Here is an 18,409-nt window from a genome sequence, read left to right as displayed (position 1 = left end):
ACATCGCGAGCGGCGAAGTGTCCGGATCGCGCCCCCACGGGCCCGGCGACGTGAACACGCGGTGTACGCGGCACAACTTTCCGGTACGGACGCGGGTCTATCCATCGATCCCGATAGATGACACAGCGTCAGAAGGCGGTCCGATGAAGACGATGCGGCGGGTGGCGGCGCTGATCACGGCCGCGCTGCTGGTGTTCTGCGGCGAACTGGCCGGCGGTATCGGCACGGCGCGGGCCGCCGACCCGGGGCTGTCGATCTCGATCGCCGGGACGTACTACATCCCGACGGCGGCCAGTCCGCCGGACCGGGCCGACTCCTTCATCTTCACCGATCACAACGCCGACGGATCGACGCCGGCCGAGAGCGACGTCACGATCGACGCCTCGGCGTTCGCCGGCAAGGTCGGCCTCTCCGACGTGGAGTACGGCTGCGGGCACACCGGGCTCGTCTCCACCTGCGTGCTCGACGCCTCGCACACGTACGTCGAGCCCTTCACCATCCAGGCCCTCGACGAGAGTTCGATCGGTTTCGCGGCGGACATCGTACTGACGCTGAGCGCCCCCGGCGCCGCGCCGGCCACCGCCCGCGTCCACGCCGTCATCGGTCTGCCCGACCTCCAGGCGCCGGAACTGCCCGCCCGTACGGACGTGGCGCCGGGCACCCTGATCTCCCAGCAGCCGGTGATCGCCAACACCGGCCAGGTCGCCGCCACCACGAGCTTCAGCTTGATGTTCACCACCTCGGACACCCAGACCAACCGCGAACAGCCGGGCTTCACGCCCGTGGGCACGCGGTACAGCAACTGCCATTACCGGCAGCCCGCGGCCGTCGACTTCGTCTGCGTCTTCACCCAGGCGCTCGCCCCGGGGACGGCCTGGACCACGGACGCGCCGATCACGTACCGCACGGAACCGCCCCTGATGGTGGGCGACATCCAGTACCTGCCGGCCCTCAACGACGGTTATACGAGCTGGCGGGTGGGGCCCGGCACGTCCTTCCCCGAGACCGGCGACGGACCGGCACTCGGACTGGTCCCGGCGGCGGTTCCGACGGACACGACCAACACCGGTTATCTCAAGGTCACGTCCACCCAGAGCGCCGACTTCCAGGCAGTCGGCGCCGATCTGGCCGGCAAGCCGGGCGACACCGCCGAGATCTCCGTCGGTGTCCGCAACGCGGGTCCCGGCGTCCTCGGCATCGCCGCCCTCGGCGGCTTCTACGAGATCACCCTCCCTGCGGGCGTCACCCTGACGTCGAGCGCGCCGTGCGAGCCGTGGACCAAACCGGCCGACACCTACCACTGCATCACCGCGGGCTCGCTGCCCGTCGGCGGGAAGAGCACCGTACGGCTGACGGTCCGCCTCGACCGCGCGGTGGCCGGCGCGGTGGGCGAGGTGAAGGTGATCCAGCCGGTCGACACGGACACCGGCGAGGTGCTCACGCACGACCCGGACCGGGCCAATGACGTAGCGCCCATCACGGTGCGGGTGACCGGATCGGGGAGCACGTCCGGTGCCTCCGGCGGGGGTACGGACGGGGGCGGTACGAACGGCGGCGCCACGGCCGGCACGGGGGGTTCCGGCGGGGCCGGTACGCCGCCGCCCACCACCGGCGCCCCCGCCCCCGGGTCCGCCGGCGGCCCCTCGGCAGGCCCCGGCGGCTCCCCCGACGGCTCACTGGCGGCCACCGGTTCCGGCGAAACCTGGCCGCTCACCGCCGCCTCGGCCGGTGCGCTGCTGCTCGGCACCGCGGTCTTCCTGGCAGCACGCCGCCGCCGGGTCTAGGTCGTCACCGGGCCGAAGGGGCTGTTCCTGTCGTCCCCGGACCACCGGCCGGTGGCCGGTTGCCCGCGCAGTTCCTCGCGCCCCTGACGGGGCACGACACCTCACCCGGAGCGAAGGCGGCGCCCACCAGGGGCGCGACCTCGGCGTTGCGGGTGGCGGCGCCCACCAGGGGCGCGAGGAACCGCGCGCTCAGCCACAGCGCGGCCCGCAGGTCGTCACCGGGCCGAAGGGGCTGTTCCTGTCGTCGCCGGACCACCGGCCGGTGGCCGGTTGCTCGCGCAGTCACTCGCGCCCCTGACGGGGCCCGACACCTCACCCGGAGCGAAGGCGGCGCCCACCAGGGGCAGCGAGGAACCGCGCGCTCAGCCACGACGCGGCCCGCAGCTCGTCACCGGTGTAACCGGACCACCGGCCGGTAAGCGAAGGGTGCCCTATATGCGGTGAAAAGATAAAAACTTCCGTTTCCGCCCGCAGCAATTGGAAAGCCGCACGACAGAAGCCGGGTCGTCCCGGGTACCGCCTGGCACGGACGACGGTGAATTCGGAGGTGACGGCCGTGACGTATGTGGACGGCTCCGACCGCTCGGTCGGCACGCTGGTCAAGCAAGGCACCGAGCAGCTCTCCCTGCTGGTCCGCCAAGAGCTCAAACTCGCCCAGGCCGAACTGACCAAGAAGGGCAAGCGGGCCGGCGTCGGCGGCGGCCTCTTCGGCGCGGCCGCCCTCTTCGCCTTCTTCGGCGTCGCCGCCCTCGTCGGGACGGTGATCGCCGCGATCCCGCTGGCGGTCTGGGCGGCGACCCTGATCGTGGCCGGCGGCCTCCTCCTCCTCGCCGCGATCCTCGCGCTGATCGGAAAGCGCGAGGTCAAGCAGGCCGTACCGCCGATGCCCGAGGAGACGGTCGGCAGCATGAAGCACGATGTGGAAACGCTGAGGGAAAGGGCGAAGCGATGACACAGGGTGAGGAGAGGACGCCTCGGTCCGCCGTCACCGGCCGGTTCGGCGATTCGGCCATGGCGGAGCTGGAGGAGCAGATCGCCCAGACCCGGGAGCAGCTCGGCAGGACGGTCGAGGAGCTTGCCGCCAAGGCGGATGTCCCGGCCCGCGCCAAGGCCAAGGCCCGGGAGACCGCGGCCCGGGTCCGGGCGAGCGCCCACCGGGGCGGCGAGAAGGGGGCCGGCCCCCGGGCGGGAGCTGACGGCGGGGCCGCGGGTCAGGCGGCCGCCCAGGCCGCCGTGGCCAGGGAGAAGGCCGCGGCGAAGCTGGCCGCGGCCAAGGAGAAGGCGGCCGGCCGGGTCGACGCCGTCCGGCACCACCAGAACGGCGAGGCCGCACCCGACGAGCACGACAGGGGCGGCAAGAGCGGGGGCCGGCTGGCCGCCGCTTCGGGCGCGGCGCACTCCGCCGGCTCCCATCTCGCCGGCACCGCCCACGCGGCCGGCGCCAAAGCCGGGATCTCGATGAACGGTGTGTCGCAGGACCAGTGGCGCGGGACGTACCTCCCCGCCGCCGCGGGCGTCACGGCCGCCGCCGGGGCGGGCGCGATCTACTGGGTCACCCACCGGGGAGGTCACTGATGGAAGCGGCCAAGGTTGCGTACTCACCGGTCGGACTGCTCGCGCGCTTCGCGGGCGGCATGCTGGCCGGGGTGGTCTTCACCCGGCTCTGGAAGCTGGTCACCCACGGTGACGCCCCTGATGTACTGGACGAGGAGCGCGGCTGGGGCGAGGCGCTGGCCGCCGCCGCCCTGCACGGGGCGATCTTCGCGGTGGTCAGGGGCGCGATCAAGCGCTCCGGCGCGGTGGGCGTCCGCGGCCTCACCGGCACGTGGCCGTCCCACTGACCCGCCGGGCCGTTCCCGGCCCGGCCCCACCACCGGCCGGTGGCCCGGCAATAGCCCCTCCGGGCCGGTGACGACGCGGTGGGCCGCGCCATGGCTTAGCCCGCCACTCCCGCACCCCGAACAGGGGCCCCAAAGGGCGCGAGGAACTGCGCGAGCAACCACCCACCGGCCGGTGGCCCGGCAACAACAGCAACAGCCCCTTTCGGCCGGTGACAACCCGCACCGACGCCGTGGCCGAGCACCCCACTCCCGCGCGCCTACGGGGGCGACCCCTCCGATATCCGGCGATGTATAATCAATCGCATCCTTGATATCTAGGGAGGTATCCGCGTGAGTCGAACCGTGATCGACCTCGATGACGAACTGCTGGCCGATGTGGCGCAGGCCCTGGGAACGAACACCAAGAAGGACACGGTCAACACCGCCCTTCGCGAGGTGCTGGACAACCGGCGGCGCGCCCTGGCACTCACCCGGCTGCGGGCATCGGCCGACGAGGGCGGCTTCGACCTGGATCTGTTCGAGGACAAGAGGAACTACCGCCGGTGAGCGCGGCACAGTTCCTGATCGACACCAGCGCCCTGGCGCGCTTCCTGCGCGGGGACGCCGAGCAGTACGGCTGGGACCGGGCGGCGTCAGCCGGACTCATCGCGACCTGCCCGGTCACGGAACTGGAGTTCTTCTACAGCGCCCGTTCCGCCGCCGACCGGGCCCGAGGCATCGACGACATGCGACTGCTCTTCGGCTGGGTACCGGTGGACGACAGAACCTACGAGCGGGCCTGGCGCGTTCAGGACCTGCTGACCCGTAAAGGGCAGCACCGCAGCGCCGGCCCCGTGGACCTCATGGTCGCCGCGACCGCGGAACTCCAGGGACTGACTCTCCTCCACCGCGACCGGGATTTCGAATGCATCGCGGCCATCACCGGCCAGGCCCTCCAGTGGTACGGCCCGGACCCCGGCAAGTAAGCCGGGGTCCGGGCAACACGGTGCGGAGAGCCTCGCCGTACGGGCCAGGCGGGCGCCTCGCCCGCCGCTATCCGCCGAAAACGGTCAGTAGCGCTTATTGCTCAAGGTGACGTGCTCCGCCCCCTTCCCGCTGACGTTGTGGCACACGTGATCGGGCAAGCTGCCGTCATAGCCCCACACGGCCGTCAGGCAGGAGGCGAGGGCGCGTTGGCCGTAGAAGTTGGGGTGGACGGACTCGTCCTGGTCACCCTGCTTGAGGGGGCCGGCCGCGTCGAGGAAGCGGGCCCACTCCGCGTTGTTGCCCAACTGCGGTTTCAACCGGTAATTCTCGGACGCTGCCTGCTCCGCCCCCTTGGCACAGACCTCGTGCCCGTCGAAGAGGTCGGTGACGTCGAGGTATTCGGCGCCGCTCTGCCCGGCGGCGTAGCCGACCACATTGCCGATCAGTGGCACCACGTCCCCGCGCACCCACGTCGCGTCGGAGTCGAAGACGGGGCATCCGCCGTTCAGGGCGCGGCCGTTGTACGTGGCGGGGTAGCGGAGGTCATCGCCGTCCGGCAGGGGTGAGGGGTAGGACTGGATCACCAACCGGTAGTCGCCGTTGGCGTAGCCGGCCGCGCCCATGACGGACCTGACCTTGGCGATGGCCGCCGCGATACCGGTCTTGGCCCGGTTGACGCCGTCCATCAGCACCTGCTCCTGGGTGGACTGGCAGGGGGCACTGCCGTAGAGGAATGCCTCGACGCACGCCCTGATGACGCCGCGGAAGCCGATGTCGTTGCCGCCGATGTCCAGCACGACCATCTTGACCTTGTAGTGCGCCGCCAGCGCCGCGAGTTGGACGGACTGGGCCGGCTCACCCTTGAGCGGCTGGTCGATGATGTTCTCGGTCTCGGCGCCCGAGCAGGCGATGTTGATCTTCCGGTACACCGGAACGTCGGCGCTCTGGGCCTCGGCGGAGTACGAGCGCATGCACCCCGCGGCGTCTTTGTAGGAGGTTCCGTAGACCAGCCGTGGATCCGAGCTGCACACCGAACTCACGCCGCTGGTAAGGCAGTTGTAGACGGACCGGTCCGTGCCGTGCACATCGGTGTAGGCGGAGGAGCGCTGCCCGTTGCCCTGCCAGCGTCCCGCCACGCCGGAGATGAAGCTGTCGCCCATGGTCACCACCGCGGACAACTCCTGCGGCACCCCGGTGGCCACCGCCGCGGGACCGCTGTCGACGTCCGAGGTGCTGACGCTGTTGTCGTCGGTCTTGATGACCGAGGTCTTCTTGCCGCCGTTGTCGGGGACGTAGACCTTCTCGCCGTCCGGGCTGACCGCCACGCCGAGCGGATGCGACCCCACGCCGATGGTGGCCCCGCGGTCGATGGAGTACACCTGCTGCACGTCGGACTTCAGCACGGTGACGTCGTTGGAGTCCACGTTGGACACGTACGCGCGGGTGCCGTCAGGGGTGACGGCGATACCGGAAGGGCCGCTGCCGGCGGCCACGGTCTGCGTCACCTTGTCGGTGCCGACGTCGAGCACGGACACGTTGTTCGACCCGTTGTCGGCCACCAGCACCTTGCTGCCGTCCGGCAGCACGGCCAGGGCGATCGGGCGCTTGCCCACGGAGTCGTCGGTGAGCTTGGTGTTCGACGAGGTGTCGATCACGCTCACCGTGTTGGCGCTGTTGTTGGCGACGTACAGGCGCGTCCCGTCCGGGGTGACCGCCATCGCGCTTGGCCCCGAGCCCACGCCGATGGTGGCGACGACGCGCCGCTGAGCGGTGTCGATCACCGAGACGGTGTTCGCCCCGGCGTTCGCCACGTAGGCCCGGGTGCCGTCGGCTCCGAAGGCCACACCGGACGGCCGGGAGCCGACCGGAATGGTGGCGACCTGGCGCTTGTCGCCGGTGTCCAGGACGGAGACGCTGTCGGACCGCCCGTTGGCGACGTACGCCTCCTCGCCGTTCGGCGCGATGGCGACCGCGGTCGGCCCGGTGCCGACCTTGATGGTCGCGGTCCCGCCGGTCGAGACGCTGATCGTGGTGACACTGTCGGACTGGTTGTTCACCACGTAGGCGAAGCCCTTGGGCGTGTCGGCACGGGCCTGGTGGGCGACCGGGCCGGCCAGCCCGGTCGCCGTCAGCGCCGCGCCCAGGGCAGCGACGGACAGCACTCGGGAACGTAAACGTAAGCGCATATGCGCCTCCATGAGCAGCTTTCAGGATGGAAAGCCCAGAACACGAAAGAACGGTACGGGTAACCGCTCAAACTATTTTTCCGGGACGATCCGCCAGTCTGGCCGCCCCTCGCCCGCCCCACCAGCGCCACGGCCCCCACACTCGCAGCACGCACGGCGCAGAGCCGACGCTCGCGATCTGGGCCGCCCGCCCCCACCACGCGCCGGGACACGCCCCGGTTGACCACGGGAGCGCGGCTTCACCACCCGCCGGGACCGACGAGGGCCCAGACGAACTTGCCGATCGCGCCGGCGCCCTCCCGGGGGGAGCGCGGCAGAACTCCCCAGCGGCCGTCGGTCAGCGCGTCCACGATGGACAGGCCACGGCCCGACTCGTCGTCCTCGGCCGCGCGGCGCATGACCGGGAGCCGGTCGTCGTCATCGTGGACCTCGATGCTGAGGCTGCCGTCCGGCATCGGCTGGTAGCGGATCTCGATCAGGCGGTCCGAGTTGTGGGAGTGCCGTGCGGCGTTGGTGACCAGCTCCGACAGCACGACCTCGGCGGTCTCGCTGATCCTGGCGGTGCCCCAGCGGTCCAGAACCCCGCGGAGGTGACGTCTGGCCAGGCCCACCGACTCGGGGTGCTTGGGCCAGTTGCAGACCACCACCGGGGCGCAGGGCGGTACGTTCATGATCTTTCGTTCCGTTCCTGGGCCCGGGGCGGACCCCGGCGGCATACGGCGGTCGCTCAGCGGTGCCGACCCGAAGGCCGGCGGCTGAAAGGGGGTGCTCTTCCCGGACAACGTCAACTCCTCTCCGTAGTGGTTCCACTACCAAGGCGCTTCAGCGTGACGTAGAGTCAGAGTCCCTTCAACTGATCGTGAACGAAGGAAGGGCGGGGGGACCCCATGGTCAACCGCAAGGAGTTGAACCCGGAGAGCAGTCCACGAGCGGCCTACGGTGCGCGGTTGCGCAGATGGCGCGAGGACCGCGGCTGGAACCAGGAAGAATTCGCCGCAGCCGCGGCATGTTCAAGTCAACACATTTCGGCCGTCGAAACTGGTCGCAAACCTCCGACCCTCCCGTTCTGCCGCAAGGTCGATCTGGCCTTCGGGACAGCCAACTCCGTGGACTCCTTCGAACGCGAGTGGCATGAGATGCGGCGCGGCTCGCTGCTGGAGGGCTTCCCGGAGTACGTGGCGCATGAGGGCCGGGCGTCCGAGATCCGGGTGTTCGAGATCGGGATCGTGCCCGGCCTGCTCCAGACACCGGACTACGCCTGGGTGTTGGCGAACAGCGCCGTCAAGCGGGGAGCCATCACGCCCGAACAGGCTGACGAACGCGTCTCGTTCCTGGCGGAGCGGCAGGCGGCGCTGCTGCGGGCCCAACCGCCCATGCTGTTCGTGACCATGGATGAAAGCTGTATCCGTAGGCCCGTCGGTGGAGCTGCCGTGATGGACGCCCAACTGGCACGGCTGGTCGAGTTCGCCGAGCTGCCGAACTCGCTGCTCCAGGTCGCACCGTACGGGATCGGCGAGCGGCGCACGTTCGACCTGCCCGTCTACCTTCTGACGCTGCCGGATCGGTCCGTAGTCTCCTATGCCGAATCACAGGCCCAGGGACACCTGGACCGGGTAAGTGCGTCTGTCCTGCCCATGTTGACGGCCTACCATCAACTACAGGCCGAAGCGCTATCCCAGGCGGACACCGTGGCCATGATCACAGAGGTACGAAAGGGCACCCCGTGACGACCGAGTCCCCCCGTTGGTTCAAGTCCTCGTACAGCAACAACGGCGGCGCCTGCGTTGAAGTCGCCGCCAACCTCGCCGCCACCCGCGGTGTCATCCCCGTCCGCGACTCCAAAGACCCAAGCGGCCCGGTACTGGCCTTCCCCACCGACTCGTTCACCTCCTTCGTGACCAGCGTCAAGGCAGGCGAGTTCGGCACCGTCTGATACCGCGCCCCCGGATCGGCAACGCCGATCGGCCTCGCTACCCGTGACTGGTAGCGAGGCCGATCGGTTGATGCCCACCTCCGGACGGGAGCCCGGAGGTCAGTCGGTGGGTGGGGGAGCCGCAAGGGTCGGGAGGCCGAGGTCGACCGGGCCCGCCGCAGGCGACTTGCAGGCGTCGTGGCAGTTCTTGTCGAGGCTGCAACACAGGGAGCAGATGGCGCCCGCGTGGAAGGGGCAGCCGGCGATGTCGGGCCGCTCGAACTCCTCCGCGCAGACCGCGCAGGTCATCAGCTCCGCCGAGAGCAGCCCGTTCTCCAGGAAGAGCGGCTCCTCCTGGTCATCGACGCGGGCGATGTAGTACTTGCCCTTGGTCACGACCGCGAGGAGCGGCGAGAGCACCATCGCCACCGCCAGCGCGATGAAGGGCGAGAACGCCTTCCCGTAGGCACCGAAGGCGTGGAAGTACGCGGCGATGGAGATGCCGGAGGCGATCAGCATCGAGCCGAAGCCGACCGGGTTGAAGTTGTAGAGGTGGGCCCGCTTGAACTCGATGAACGAAGGACTCAGCTTCAGCGGCTTGTTGATGACGAGGTCCGCGACCACCGCGCCGATCCAGGCGATCGCCACGTTGGAGTAGAAGGCCAGCACGGTGTTGAGGAAGCCGAAGACGCCGAACTCCATCAGGGCCAGCGCGATGCCGACGTTGAGGAAGATGTAGACGACCCGGCCGGGGTGCCGGTGGGTCAGCCGGGAGAAGAAGTTCGACCAGGACAGCGAACCGGAGTACGCGTTGGTCGTGTTGATCTTGATCTGGGAGAGGATCACGAAGAACGTGGCCAGGCCCAGCGCGACCGGCGCGGCGAAGGTGTGGATGCCGGAGACGTACTGCTGGATCGGCTCATTGGCCTTGGCGAGGCCGACGCTGTCGGCGATGTAGAAGGCGAGGAAGGCGCCGCCGAGTTGCTTGGCCGCGCCGAGCACCACCCAGCCGGGTCCGGCGCTGAGCACCGCGGCCCACCACCTCTTCGCGTTGGCGGCGGTCTTGTCCGGCATGAAGCGCAGGTAGTCGACCTGCTCACCGATCTGCGCGATGAGCGACAGCGCGACACCCGCGCCCGCGCCGACCCCCAGCAGACTGAGCGACGAACCTGTGGGGGAGTTGCCGGCGAAGTGGGTGAACCGCTCGTACTTCTCCGGCTTCTGGATCGCGATGGAGACAAAGGGCGCGACCATCAGGATCAGCCAGACCGGCTGCGTCCACACCTGCATCTTCGACAGCGCGGTCATCCCGAAGAAGACCAGCGGCAGGATGATCAGCGAGCAGATCAGATAGCCGACCGCCAGCGGGATGTGCAGGCCCAGATCGAGTGCCTGGGCCATGATCGAGCCTTCGAGCGAGAAGAAGATGAAGGTGAAGCTGGCGTAGATGATCGAGGTGAGGGTCGAGCCGAGATAACCGAATCCGGCGCCCCGGGTGAGGAGATCCATGTCGATCGAGTACTTCGCCGAGTAGTACGAGATCGGAATTCCGGTGAGGAAGATGGTGACCGCGGCGGCGAGAATCGCGACCAGCGCGCTGTGGAATCCATTGGAGATCGCGATGGAGCCGCCGATGGCGAAGTCGGCGAGATAGGCGATGCCGCCGAGCGCGGTGGTGGCGACGACGTAGGGCGTCCAGCGGCGGAAGGACTTGGGCGCGTAGCGCAGCGAGTAGTCCTCGAGGGTGGTGTTCTGCGTCCAGCCGTTGTAGCGGCGGGTGGTGGCGCCTTCGCCGGCGCCCGGCGGTGCTTGCGTGTCGATGATCTCCGTCACGGTGATCCCTCTTCCGCCCACAGGGTTTTCGCCGCCCGGACACCCCGGGTGGCGATGGAAGAATCCCGCCGCTTTGTTTCTCCGCAGTTTCCGGTCCTTTAAATTGCCGGACCCGGAAAGGGGGTTTGGCGACGCGCGTAGATATCGCGCGACAGCAGGCATTTTCATACGCGCGCGGGGCTTTTCGGCGAAATGACCGCGCGCATTGGGGTCGCGCCTGTCCGGCCGAACTCCTCCGGCCGAGCCCTACCAGCCGAGCCCCTTCGGCCCAGCCCTTCCAGCCGAACCTCTTAGGCCGTCCCCGGGTCGGCGGGCACGGGCCCCCTCGGCCGGGCCCGCCGGATCCTTCCCGTAGAAAATATTTCGTGGGGAAGTTATTGTCAACGCCCGACCCCCGGAGGGGAGTTCACAGTTGGGCGATGACGTCGAAGTCGAAGCCGTCCGCCCGCGCGAGGTAGACCCGCTGGTCGAGGTGGTTGCCGCGCAGCCGCAGCATCCCGCGCGGGCCCTCGTACGCGACCGGGCCGCGCACCGCCCGCATCGCGCCCACATCCAGCGAACCGGCCCGTTCGGCCAGCGCGGCCAGCAGCCGCACCCCCTCGTAGCAGGACTCCCCCAGGCTGCCGACGACCGGCGCCGACACCCCGAAGCGCTGGGCGTAGCGGCGGTTGAAGTCGAGCGACTCGGCGGTGGCCAGGGTCTCGAAGTAGCCGGCCGCCGCCCAGAGTCCGGCGGTCCCTTCGACGCCCGTGGCCAGCAGCATGTTCTCGTCCATGTGCGTGCTCAGCCGCAGACAGCGCTCATGCAGTCCGTACCCGGCGAAGGCCCGGTTGAAGCGGACCGCGTCCGCGCCCACCAGCAGCATCAGCACGGCGTCCGCCGAACCGCGGTCGATCCGGCGCAGCACCGGGGTGAAGTCCTCGGTGCCCAGCGGTACGAACGCCTCGCCCAGCATCCGGCCGCCGCACTCCCGGGCGTAACCGCGGGCGGCGCGGGCCGTGACGCGCGGCCAGACGTAGTCGTTGCCGACCACACACCAGCGCCGCACGCCGGTCGACTCGGCCAACAGCCGCATCGCGGGCAGCAGTTGGCGCAGATCGGTCTCGCCGGTCAGAAACACCCCGGGGGTGCGCTCGCCGCCCTCGTACTGCGCGGTGTAGACATACGGCACCAGGTGCGCGATCCGCGGCGCGAGCGCCTCGCGGACCGCCGAGATGTGCCAGCCGACCACCGCGTCCACCGCGCCGAGCCGGACCAGCGCGGACACCTCGGTGGCCACCTGCTCGGGGGCGCCGCCGCCGTCCACCGGCACCAGCCGCACCTCACGGCTCAACACGCCGCCGTCCGCGTTGAGTTCCTCGGCGGCCAGCCGGGCGGACAGTTCGCAGGAAGGCCCGAGGATGCCGCCGGGCCCGTGCAGCGGCACCACGAGCGCGACGTTCAGCGTGTCGTCCGCGCCGAGCCGTACGGGGGCCGCCTGCGGGGCGGCTCTCGGGTCCCGTACCGGCCGCGCGGGTCCGTCCGGGCGGACTTGCGGTCGGCTGTTCGGTCGGCCCTGTCCCGGGATCAACAAGCCACCTCCGGGCGGGAGTCGTGGGCGGGCGGGCATCGGCCCGGCCCCGCCTCCCTCGCCAGGACCCCTAATGTGGCCGAACAGTAGACCTACGGAAGGACCCCGGCAATCATGCGCACCGAGTCGTCGCACCAGCGGGCCGCCGAGCTGCCGTACGACCTCGCGCACCTGCTCAGCCACGCCGAACGGCGGCTGGTGCGGCGGCTCGCCGAGCTGCTCGCGGTCGAAGGCTGCACGGTGGAGCAGTGGCGGGTGCTGTCCGCGGTGGCCGACGGCGGCGGGCATCCCATGACCGAGATCGCCGAGTACGCGCTGCTGCCCGCGCCGAGCCTCACCAAGCTGGTCGACCGGATGGTGGCCGACAACCTCGTCTACCGCGGGCCCGACCCCGAGGACCGCCGCCGGGTGCTGCTCTATCCGGCCGCGCGCGGCCGGGCCCTGCACCGGCGGGCGGCGCAGCGGATCGCCGCCGATCAGAGCGCCCTGCGCGCCGCCCTGCCGGCCGACCCCGCCGATCTGGCCCGCGCGCTCGCGGACTTGAGCGAAGCCCTCAACTCCTCGTTCGACGCGACGACTTCGCCGGGCGGACAGGGGGGTTGAGGGCTTCACGGAGCGGTTTGCGGACCGGTTCGCGGACCGGTCATGGTGGCCGGCGGGTCAGCGCCGGGTCGGGCCGGTCAGGACCAGCGGTAGAGCTCCTTGAGGCGGTTGACCACCAGGTTGAAGCGGCCCCGGTCGAGGGCGCAGGCCTCGCGCCGCATGCCCTCTTCGTACAGGCGCATGACGCGGTCCACGGCCACCCAGGAGTCGCGGCCCTCGCGGTCCCAGGGGCCGGCGCCGATGGCGACCCAGTCGCGGTCGCGGTCATGGCGCTTGCTGGAGAGCTGGACGGCGAGCAGCGTGCCCGCGGGCTCGCGGGCCACCACCAGCACCGGGCGGTCCTTGCCCCGGCCGTCGTTCTCCTCGAACGGCACCCAGGTCCATACGATTTCGCCCGGATCGGGATCCCCGTCGTGCGCCGGGGCGAACTCGGTCCGAACCGGGCCCACATCGAGCGGGTCGGCCTCAGTGGTCGCATACGGGCCGCTCGCGCCCGGGAATTCGGCGTGGTCGTCAGTGAAGGTCGTCACCCCGAAGACGGTAGAGCGTCCGAACCCACCCTCGAACACCAGGGGTTCCCTCCGGGGGAACAGGGGGCGACGGTGCCCGATGCTTTTCAGGGGCGCGGGGAACCGCGCAACGGCACCCCCGCCGCCGGGCAAGCTGACGCAGGGCGGTGCGAGAGCTTTTCAGGGGCGCGGGGAACCGCGCAACGGCACCCCGGCCGCCGGGTGAGTCAGCGTCGGGCGGCACCCGAGCTTTTCAGGGGTGCGAGGAACCGCGCGACGGCACCGTGGTAGGCCGGTGAGCTGACGTCGAGCCGCACCCAACGCTTCTCAGGGGCGCGAGGAACCGCGCAACGGCACCCCCGCCGCCGGGCAAGCCAGCACGGGGCGGCACCCAGCGCCGCCCCGCTGAGCCAGCGCCCAGCGCCCAACTACCAGCGACCGTGCACCTGCCCCCGCACCCGCCGATCATAAAGATCCCGCACCGCGTCCAACGTGCCCTGATCCAGCGGATCAATCCCCGCGGCCGCCGCGTTCCCGCGCGCCTGCTCCACCGAGCGGGCGCCCGGGATGACCGAGGTGACGCCGGGCTGCTGAATGACCCAGCGCAGCGCCGTCTGCGCGGGCGTAGCACCCGCGGGCGCCAGCCCACTGAACTCCGCCGCCGCTTCGAGACCGGTCTCGTAGTCGACGCCGGAGAACGTCTCGCCCTGGTCGAACGCCTCGCCGTGCCGGTTGTAAGTGCGGTGGTCGTCGGCGGCGAACACGGTCTCGCGGGTGTACTTGCCGCTGAGCAGCCCGGACGCCAGCGGCACCCGCGCGATGATTCCGACGCCGGCCGCCTCCGCGGCGGGCAGCACCCGCTCCAGCGGCTTCAGCCGGAAGGCGTTGAGAATGATCTGCACGCCCGCCACGCCGGGACGGGCGATCGCCGCCAGCGCCTCGGCGACCGTCTCGACGCTGACCGCGTAGTTGGCGACGCGCTTCTCGGCGACCAGCGTGTCCAGCGCGTCGAACACCGCGTCGGTGGAGTAGACGGCGGTCGGCGGGCAGTGGAGCTGGACCAGGTCGAGGGTGTCCACGCCGAGGTTGGCGCGGGAGCGGTCGGTCCAGGCGCGGAAGTTGTCCAGGCTGTAGTTCTCGGGGCGCTGCTCGGCGCGGCGGCCCATCTTGGTGGCGACGAAGAGGTTCGCCTCCGGCCGCTGCCGCAGATACCGTCCGATGAGCTGCTCGCTGCGGCCGTCGCCGTACACGTCCGCGGTGTCGAAGAAGGTCACGCCCGCCTCGACGGACGCGTCCAGCACCGCGAGCGCGTCCTCCTCACGTACGTCGCCCCAGTCGGCACCCAACTGCCACGTGCCGAGACCGACCACCGACACGGTGCGACCCGTCCTGCCCAGTACTCGCTGCTCCATGCCCCCGACTCTACGTCGGGCGCCCGCCCCCCCGGCAACCGCCCACCGGCCCGGTGGCCCGAACCCGCCAGCAATTAGGACACAGTCGGCGAGGGTGTACGACTCCGCTTACGCAGATGATGAGCGCGGCGGCTCCATGGCCTCTGTCGGGTCGACGTCCGTGAGGTGAGCCGCGACGGCGGCCGGCACGCGGCCGGCGAGCACCGGCGGGTCTTCGGCGATGTCCGGGGCTCGCCCGGCGGCCGGGGTTTTTTTGCTGGCATCACCTCGGCCGAGGGGCGACCGCGCGCCGTCCGTGTGTCCCTCCGACGGCTGTCCTCGGGTCGCGGGCGTGCTCCGGGCGGGTTTGTCTGAGGCGGGTACGAGTTTCAGGCAATCGCGAGACAGGGAACGACGTGACGATCAAGACCGCGCGCTCGACGATGACCATCGGCGACTTCCTGCTGCGCCGCCTGCGCGAGGCGGGCATATCGCATCTGTTCGGGGTGGCCGGAGACTACAACCTCCAGCTCCTGCTACAGATGGAGAACAGTGACGACTTCACCTGGGCGGGCAACTGCAACGAGCTGAACGCCGCCTACGCGGCAGACGGGTACGCGCGGCTCAACGGCATCTCGGGACTCGTGGTGACCCACGGCGTCGGGGCGTGGAGCGCCATCAACGGTGTCGCCGGGGCCTACAGCGAGCACGTGCCCGTCGTCTGCGTCTGCGGGTCCGTTCCGCTGAAGGCGCTGGACCGGAAGCTGCTGATGCACCACACCTCGGGCGACAGCGAGTACGACGACGTCATGCGCGGCTACACACAGGTCACCGCGGCGCAGGCGAGGCTGACACCGCAGAACGCCGTCACCGAGATCGACCGGCTCATCACCACCGCCTGGCAGCGCAAGCTCCCGGTCTACCTGGAAGTGCCGTCCGACATCTCCTACCTGGATGTCGAGGTCCCGGAAGAGCCGCTGCGGCTCACCATGCCGGCGAGCGATCCCGAACGGCTGAGCACGTGCGCCGACGCGATCGTGGCCCGGCTCGCCAACGCCGGCTCCCCCGCGATCCTCCTCGACATCGACGCGGACCGCTTCGACGTGGCCGGCGAGGTGGTGGAGCTGGCGGACAAGATGCGTCTTCCGATCGCCGTCATGAACACCGTCAAGGGCCTCATCGACGAGACCAGCCCCCGCTTCCTCGGCCTGTACGCCGGCGCCGGCAGCAAGCCCGAGGTCCGCGAGACGGTGGAGAACAGCGACGGCCTGCTGGCGATCGGCGTGCGGCGGGTGGACACGACGTCCGGGAGCTTCAGCGACGCGCTCCCCGCCGGACGCATCGACGCTCGCGGTGACGCCGTGGACATCGGTTCGGACAACTACCAGGGCGTGTACCTGAAAGAACTGATCCGCGAGGTCGTCAACAAGGCTCCTTCCAGGAGCTCCGGATACTCCAGGCAGGCCGAGAAGGCGCAAGGACCCAGCTCAGCCGTGATGAGCAGCCCTCTCACCCAGGCGGCGTACTGGAGCATCGTCCAGGACTTCATCCGCGAGGGCGACGTGCTCATCTCGGAGGACGGCACCTCGGAGGCCGGCTGCTGGGGGCTGCAACTGCCGCCGAAGTGTCCGATCGTCACCCAGGCCGTATGGGGCTCGATCGGCTACAGCGTGGGATCACTCCTCGGCACCCTGATGGCGGCGCCCGAGCGGCGGCACCTGCTCTTCGTGGGCGACGGTTCCTTCCAGCTCTCCGCGCAGGAGGTGTCGACGATCCTGCGGCACGACCTCAAGCCCATCATCTTCCTGATCAACAATGGCGGCTACACGGTCGAACGCACGATCTGTGGCAAAAAGGGGAAGTTCAACGACGTCGCCAACTGGGCCTACGCCGAACTACCGAAGGTCCTGCACCCGGGGACGACCGCCCGGACCTTCGTCGTGAAGACACCGGGCGAACTGAAGGAGGCCCTGGCCGCTCCGCACGACGGCATGATCTTCATCGAGGCGGTCATGGACAAATTCGACGCGCCGCCGCTCATCATGGACTCCGGCCACGGCATGGCGGAGACTGACTACGGCTCCCGCGGCCCGCAGCACAGCGCCGGTGTCCAGCTCTGACAACAAGGACCACGAACCGGAGGACTCCGGGGAGGGCGTGCCCACGGGATACGCTCCAACCGGTATCCCGAGGGGCCTCCCCGCCCGGTGAAACGGGTGCCCGCGACCCGTACCCGCGTCCAGGTGTGCGGAAGGCCGATCAGCCCTCTTTTCCGTCCAGGGCGTCGTCCAGCGCCCTGGCGGCGCTGATCAGCGACAGGTGGGTGAACGCCTGCGGAAAGTTGCCGAGTTGCTCACCGGTCGAGCCGATCTCTTCGGCGAAGAGGCCGACGTGGTTGGCGTACGTCTGCATTTTCTCGAAGGTGTAGCGCGCCTTACGCAGGCGTCCGGAGCGCGCCAGGGCGTCGACGTACAGAAAGGTGCAGAGGCTGAAGGTGCCCTCTGATCCCCGGAGGCCGTCCGGGGACGCGGCCGGGTCATAGCGGTGGACCAGACTGTCCGAGACCAGGGTTCGTTCCATGCCGTCCAGGGTCGACAGCCACGAGGGGTCCCGCGGGGCGAGAAATCCCATCCCTGGCATCTGCAGCAGCGAGGCGTCCAGCACATCGGGTCCGCCGTACTGCTGGACGTACGCCTGCTGCCGGTCACTCCACCCCTGCTCGGTCACCCGCTGGAGCAGGGCGTCACGAGCACCGGTCCAGCGCCGTGTGTCCGCCGGCCGGCCGAACTGCGCCGCTATTTTGACGCCGCGGTAAGCCTTCGCGACTGAATAGAGCGCCTCGCCGTAGATGTCCAACTGGAGTTGGTCGGAGGCGGCGTTGCCCACGCCGAGACCTCGCCCGGTCGCTGAGCGACCCCCGCCTGCTCCGATCGACCGGGCGGCGGGTCTCGGGGATCACCCGGGGACTGGACGTGGATCCGACCGGAAACGCCGCCCATCTCACGGCCCAGTCCATTCTCCAGGTGGTCGAGAGGGATGTGCTGGTCTTCAGCGGAAATGCCTCGACGGCCGGACCGGGATCCCGACGGTCGGAGGTCTACTGATACTCCGTTTCGCCGCGGCGTTCACGTATCAACCGAGTGGCATCGGCGAGGCAAGTACGGCGAAATCCACCGGCCGGGTGTGCTGAGAGGCCGACGCCCCCGGAGGCGGTGCACTGGAACGACCGTGCGTGCAGCCACTTACGACGCCCCGCAGGTGACACGGGTGAGGAAGCCTGCGCCCGGCGCGAAGTGGGCCGAAAGACACCCTGCGCGGCGCGATCGTGTGCCGGATAGTGGGATGCCCGATCCGGGTCGAGTCAAGGAGCCCCCGTGCGGACACCTCGATTACTCCTCGCGGCGGCACTTGCCGCCCTGCCTCTGCTTGCCTGGACGCCGAACGCGTCAGCCGACCCAGCCCCGGAGGCGGTGTTCTCTTGCTACACACCCGCACCGGACTATTGGGACGTCGACCTCACGCCCGAGCATCCCACGGCGACCTTGGTCTTCCCCGAGGAGACCGTAAGTGCCGACTGCTACAGCCTGCTGGACCAGAACGCCGCGATCTCCATGACCGAGGACATCACCTTCACCGTTCCATATGTCCACTACGGCCACGGCACCGGAGCCTTCTCGGGGACTTGGCACGAAGTCCTCGGCGCACCGACCGCCGGCTACGTTACCGGTGTCACCTTCACTCTTCTCTGACAATGGCGAGCGGTCGGGATTCAGTGAGGCTTTTTCAGGATGCTTGCTGATCGGGTAGGCATGGC

19 protein-coding genes and 1 pseudogene are annotated in these 18,409 nt (G+C 69.9%); 12 read left to right on the top strand and 8 right to left on the bottom strand.

From position 1 onward, the window contains the following. Positions 1-143 precede the first annotated feature (143 nt). On the top strand, positions 144-1,784 hold the full coding sequence (locus OG519_RS17590; RefSeq protein WP_405584507.1) for a hypothetical protein: 1,641 nt from the start codon (positions 144-146) through the stop codon (positions 1,782-1,784). 4 nt (positions 1,785-1,788) lie between these two features. Here the strand turns inward: OG519_RS17590 and OG519_RS17585 are convergent, their stop codons facing one another. Next, on the bottom strand, positions 1,789-2,070 hold the full coding sequence (locus OG519_RS17585) for a hypothetical protein (protein WP_405584505.1): 282 nt from the start codon (positions 2,068-2,070) through the stop codon (positions 1,789-1,791). 270 nt (positions 2,071-2,340) lie between these two features. Between OG519_RS17585 and OG519_RS17580 the strand changes: the two genes are divergently transcribed. From OG519_RS17580 to OG519_RS17560, 5 genes are all read left to right on the top strand, one after another. Next, positions 2,341-2,736 carry a phage holin family protein gene (locus tag OG519_RS17580; protein ID WP_405584502.1) on the top strand — a complete coding sequence of 132 codons (396 nt, stop codon included), beginning with the start codon at positions 2,341-2,343 and terminating at the stop codon, positions 2,734-2,736. 59 nt (positions 2,737-2,795) lie between these two features. Continuing rightward, positions 2,796-3,359: a DUF3618 domain-containing protein gene (locus OG519_RS17575; RefSeq protein ID WP_405584500.1), complete on the top strand. Its 564-nt coding sequence runs from the start codon at positions 2,796-2,798 to the stop codon at positions 3,357-3,359. After that, positions 3,359-3,625, top strand: coding sequence for a DUF4235 domain-containing protein (locus OG519_RS17570; RefSeq protein ID WP_405584497.1), 267 nt, complete (start codon positions 3,359-3,361; stop codon positions 3,623-3,625). The genes OG519_RS17575 and OG519_RS17570 overlap by 1 nt, the downstream gene beginning before the upstream one ends. A gap of 330 nt (positions 3,626-3,955) precedes the next feature. After that, the gene (locus OG519_RS17565; RefSeq protein WP_405584494.1) at positions 3,956-4,171 is read left to right on the top strand and encodes a type II toxin-antitoxin system VapB family antitoxin; all 216 of its coding nucleotides are present in this window, start codon (positions 3,956-3,958) and stop codon (positions 4,169-4,171) included. After that, positions 4,168-4,590: a PIN domain nuclease gene (locus OG519_RS17560; protein ID WP_405584491.1), complete on the top strand. Its 423-nt coding sequence runs from the start codon at positions 4,168-4,170 to the stop codon at positions 4,588-4,590. The genes OG519_RS17565 and OG519_RS17560 overlap by 4 nt, the downstream gene beginning before the upstream one ends. An 84-nt stretch (positions 4,591-4,674) precedes the next feature. Here OG519_RS17560 and OG519_RS17555 read toward each other — a convergent pair whose 3' ends face one another. Continuing rightward, positions 4,675-6,753 carry a beta-propeller fold lactonase family protein gene (locus tag OG519_RS17555; protein WP_405584489.1) on the bottom strand — a complete coding sequence of 693 codons (2,079 nt, stop codon included), beginning with the start codon at positions 6,751-6,753 and terminating at the stop codon, positions 4,675-4,677. A 263-nt stretch (positions 6,754-7,016) separates the two neighbouring features. Next, entirely contained in the window at positions 7,017-7,448 is a 432-nt protein-coding gene (locus OG519_RS17550) for an ATP-binding protein (RefSeq protein WP_405584486.1), read from the bottom strand. A gap of 216 nt (positions 7,449-7,664) precedes the next feature. On the opposite strand from OG519_RS17550, the gene OG519_RS17545 reads away from it, so the two are divergent. Further along, positions 7,665-8,504, top strand: a complete 840-nt coding sequence (locus OG519_RS17545) for a helix-turn-helix domain-containing protein (RefSeq protein WP_405584483.1) — start codon at positions 7,665-7,667, stop codon at positions 8,502-8,504. Next, the gene (locus tag OG519_RS17540) at positions 8,501-8,710 is read left to right on the top strand and encodes a DUF397 domain-containing protein (protein WP_405584481.1); all 210 of its coding nucleotides are present in this window, start codon (positions 8,501-8,503) and stop codon (positions 8,708-8,710) included. The genes OG519_RS17545 and OG519_RS17540 overlap by 4 nt, the downstream gene beginning before the upstream one ends. A 99-nt stretch (positions 8,711-8,809) precedes the next feature. On the opposite strand, the gene OG519_RS17535 is transcribed toward OG519_RS17540, so the two are convergent. Further along, complete coding sequence (locus tag OG519_RS17535; RefSeq protein WP_405584478.1) at positions 8,810-10,522, bottom strand: purine-cytosine permease family protein; 1,713 nt, start codon at positions 10,520-10,522, stop codon at positions 8,810-8,812. A gap of 406 nt (positions 10,523-10,928) precedes the next feature. Next, positions 10,929-11,966: a substrate-binding domain-containing protein gene (locus OG519_RS17530; RefSeq protein WP_405592802.1), complete on the bottom strand. Its 1,038-nt coding sequence runs from the start codon at positions 11,964-11,966 to the stop codon at positions 10,929-10,931. Between the two features lie 240 nt (positions 11,967-12,206). Between OG519_RS17530 and OG519_RS17525 the strand changes: the two genes are divergently transcribed. Then, complete coding sequence (locus OG519_RS17525; protein WP_405584476.1) at positions 12,207-12,695, top strand: MarR family winged helix-turn-helix transcriptional regulator; 489 nt, start codon at positions 12,207-12,209, stop codon at positions 12,693-12,695. Between the two features lie 77 nt (positions 12,696-12,772). Here the strand turns inward: OG519_RS17525 and OG519_RS17520 are convergent, their stop codons facing one another. Both OG519_RS17520 and OG519_RS17515 read right to left on the bottom strand, forming a co-directional pair. After that, positions 12,773-13,225 carry a type II toxin-antitoxin system PemK/MazF family toxin gene (locus OG519_RS17520; protein WP_405584474.1) on the bottom strand — a complete coding sequence of 151 codons (453 nt, stop codon included), beginning with the start codon at positions 13,223-13,225 and terminating at the stop codon, positions 12,773-12,775. Positions 13,226-13,632: 407 nt separating this feature from the next. Then, on the bottom strand, positions 13,633-14,616 hold the full coding sequence (locus tag OG519_RS17515) for an aldo/keto reductase (protein WP_405584471.1): 984 nt from the start codon (positions 14,614-14,616) through the stop codon (positions 13,633-13,635). 395 nt (positions 14,617-15,011) lie between these two features. Between OG519_RS17515 and OG519_RS17510 the strand changes: the two genes are divergently transcribed. Then, the gene (locus OG519_RS17510) at positions 15,012-16,715 is read left to right on the top strand and encodes an alpha-keto acid decarboxylase family protein (protein WP_405584469.1); all 1,704 of its coding nucleotides are present in this window, start codon (positions 15,012-15,014) and stop codon (positions 16,713-16,715) included. Positions 16,716-16,854: 139 nt separating this feature from the next. Here OG519_RS17510 and OG519_RS17505 read toward each other — a convergent pair. Next, positions 16,855-17,481, bottom strand: a pseudogene (locus OG519_RS17505) (glycoside hydrolase family 15 protein); the annotation flags it as partial. 86 nt (positions 17,482-17,567) lie between these two features. On the opposite strand from OG519_RS17505, the gene OG519_RS17500 reads away from it, so the two are divergent. Both OG519_RS17500 and OG519_RS17495 read left to right on the top strand, forming a co-directional pair. Next, on the top strand, positions 17,568-17,699 hold the full coding sequence (locus OG519_RS17500; RefSeq protein WP_405584466.1) for a hypothetical protein: 132 nt from the start codon (positions 17,568-17,570) through the stop codon (positions 17,697-17,699). A 270-nt stretch (positions 17,700-17,969) separates the two neighbouring features. Then, positions 17,970-18,344, top strand: a complete 375-nt coding sequence (locus OG519_RS17495) for a hypothetical protein (RefSeq protein WP_405584463.1) — start codon at positions 17,970-17,972, stop codon at positions 18,342-18,344. Positions 18,345-18,409: the final 65 nt, after the last annotated feature.

It is taken from the genome of Streptomyces sp. NBC_01190 (assembly GCF_045039895.1).
GTDB lineage: Bacteria > Actinomycetota > Actinomycetes > Streptomycetales > Streptomycetaceae > Actinacidiphila.
This window is presented reverse-complemented; position numbering and strand designations above follow the sequence as displayed.

Bases quoted from the DNA above. Each gene is read 5' to 3' on its own strand.
- OG519_RS17590 (WP_405584507.1), top strand. From the start codon at position 144: ATGAAGACGATGCGGCGGGTGGCGGCGCTGATCACGGCCGCGCTGCTG.
- OG519_RS17575 (WP_405584500.1), top strand. From the start codon at position 2,796: ATGGCGGAGCTGGAGGAGCAGATCGCCCAGACCCGGGAGCAGCTCGGC.
- OG519_RS17570 (WP_405584497.1), top strand. From the start codon at position 3,359: ATGGAAGCGGCCAAGGTTGCGTACTCACCGGTCGGACTGCTCGCGCGC.
- OG519_RS17550 (WP_405584486.1), bottom strand. From the start codon at position 7,448: ATGAACGTACCGCCCTGCGCCCCGGTGGTGGTCTGCAACTGGCCCAAG.
- OG519_RS17545 (WP_405584483.1), top strand. From the start codon at position 7,665: ATGGTCAACCGCAAGGAGTTGAACCCGGAGAGCAGTCCACGAGCGGCC.
- OG519_RS17525 (WP_405584476.1), top strand. From the start codon at position 12,207: ATGCGCACCGAGTCGTCGCACCAGCGGGCCGCCGAGCTGCCGTACGAC.
- OG519_RS17515 (WP_405584471.1), bottom strand. From the start codon at position 14,616: ATGGAGCAGCGAGTACTGGGCAGGACGGGTCGCACCGTGTCGGTGGTC.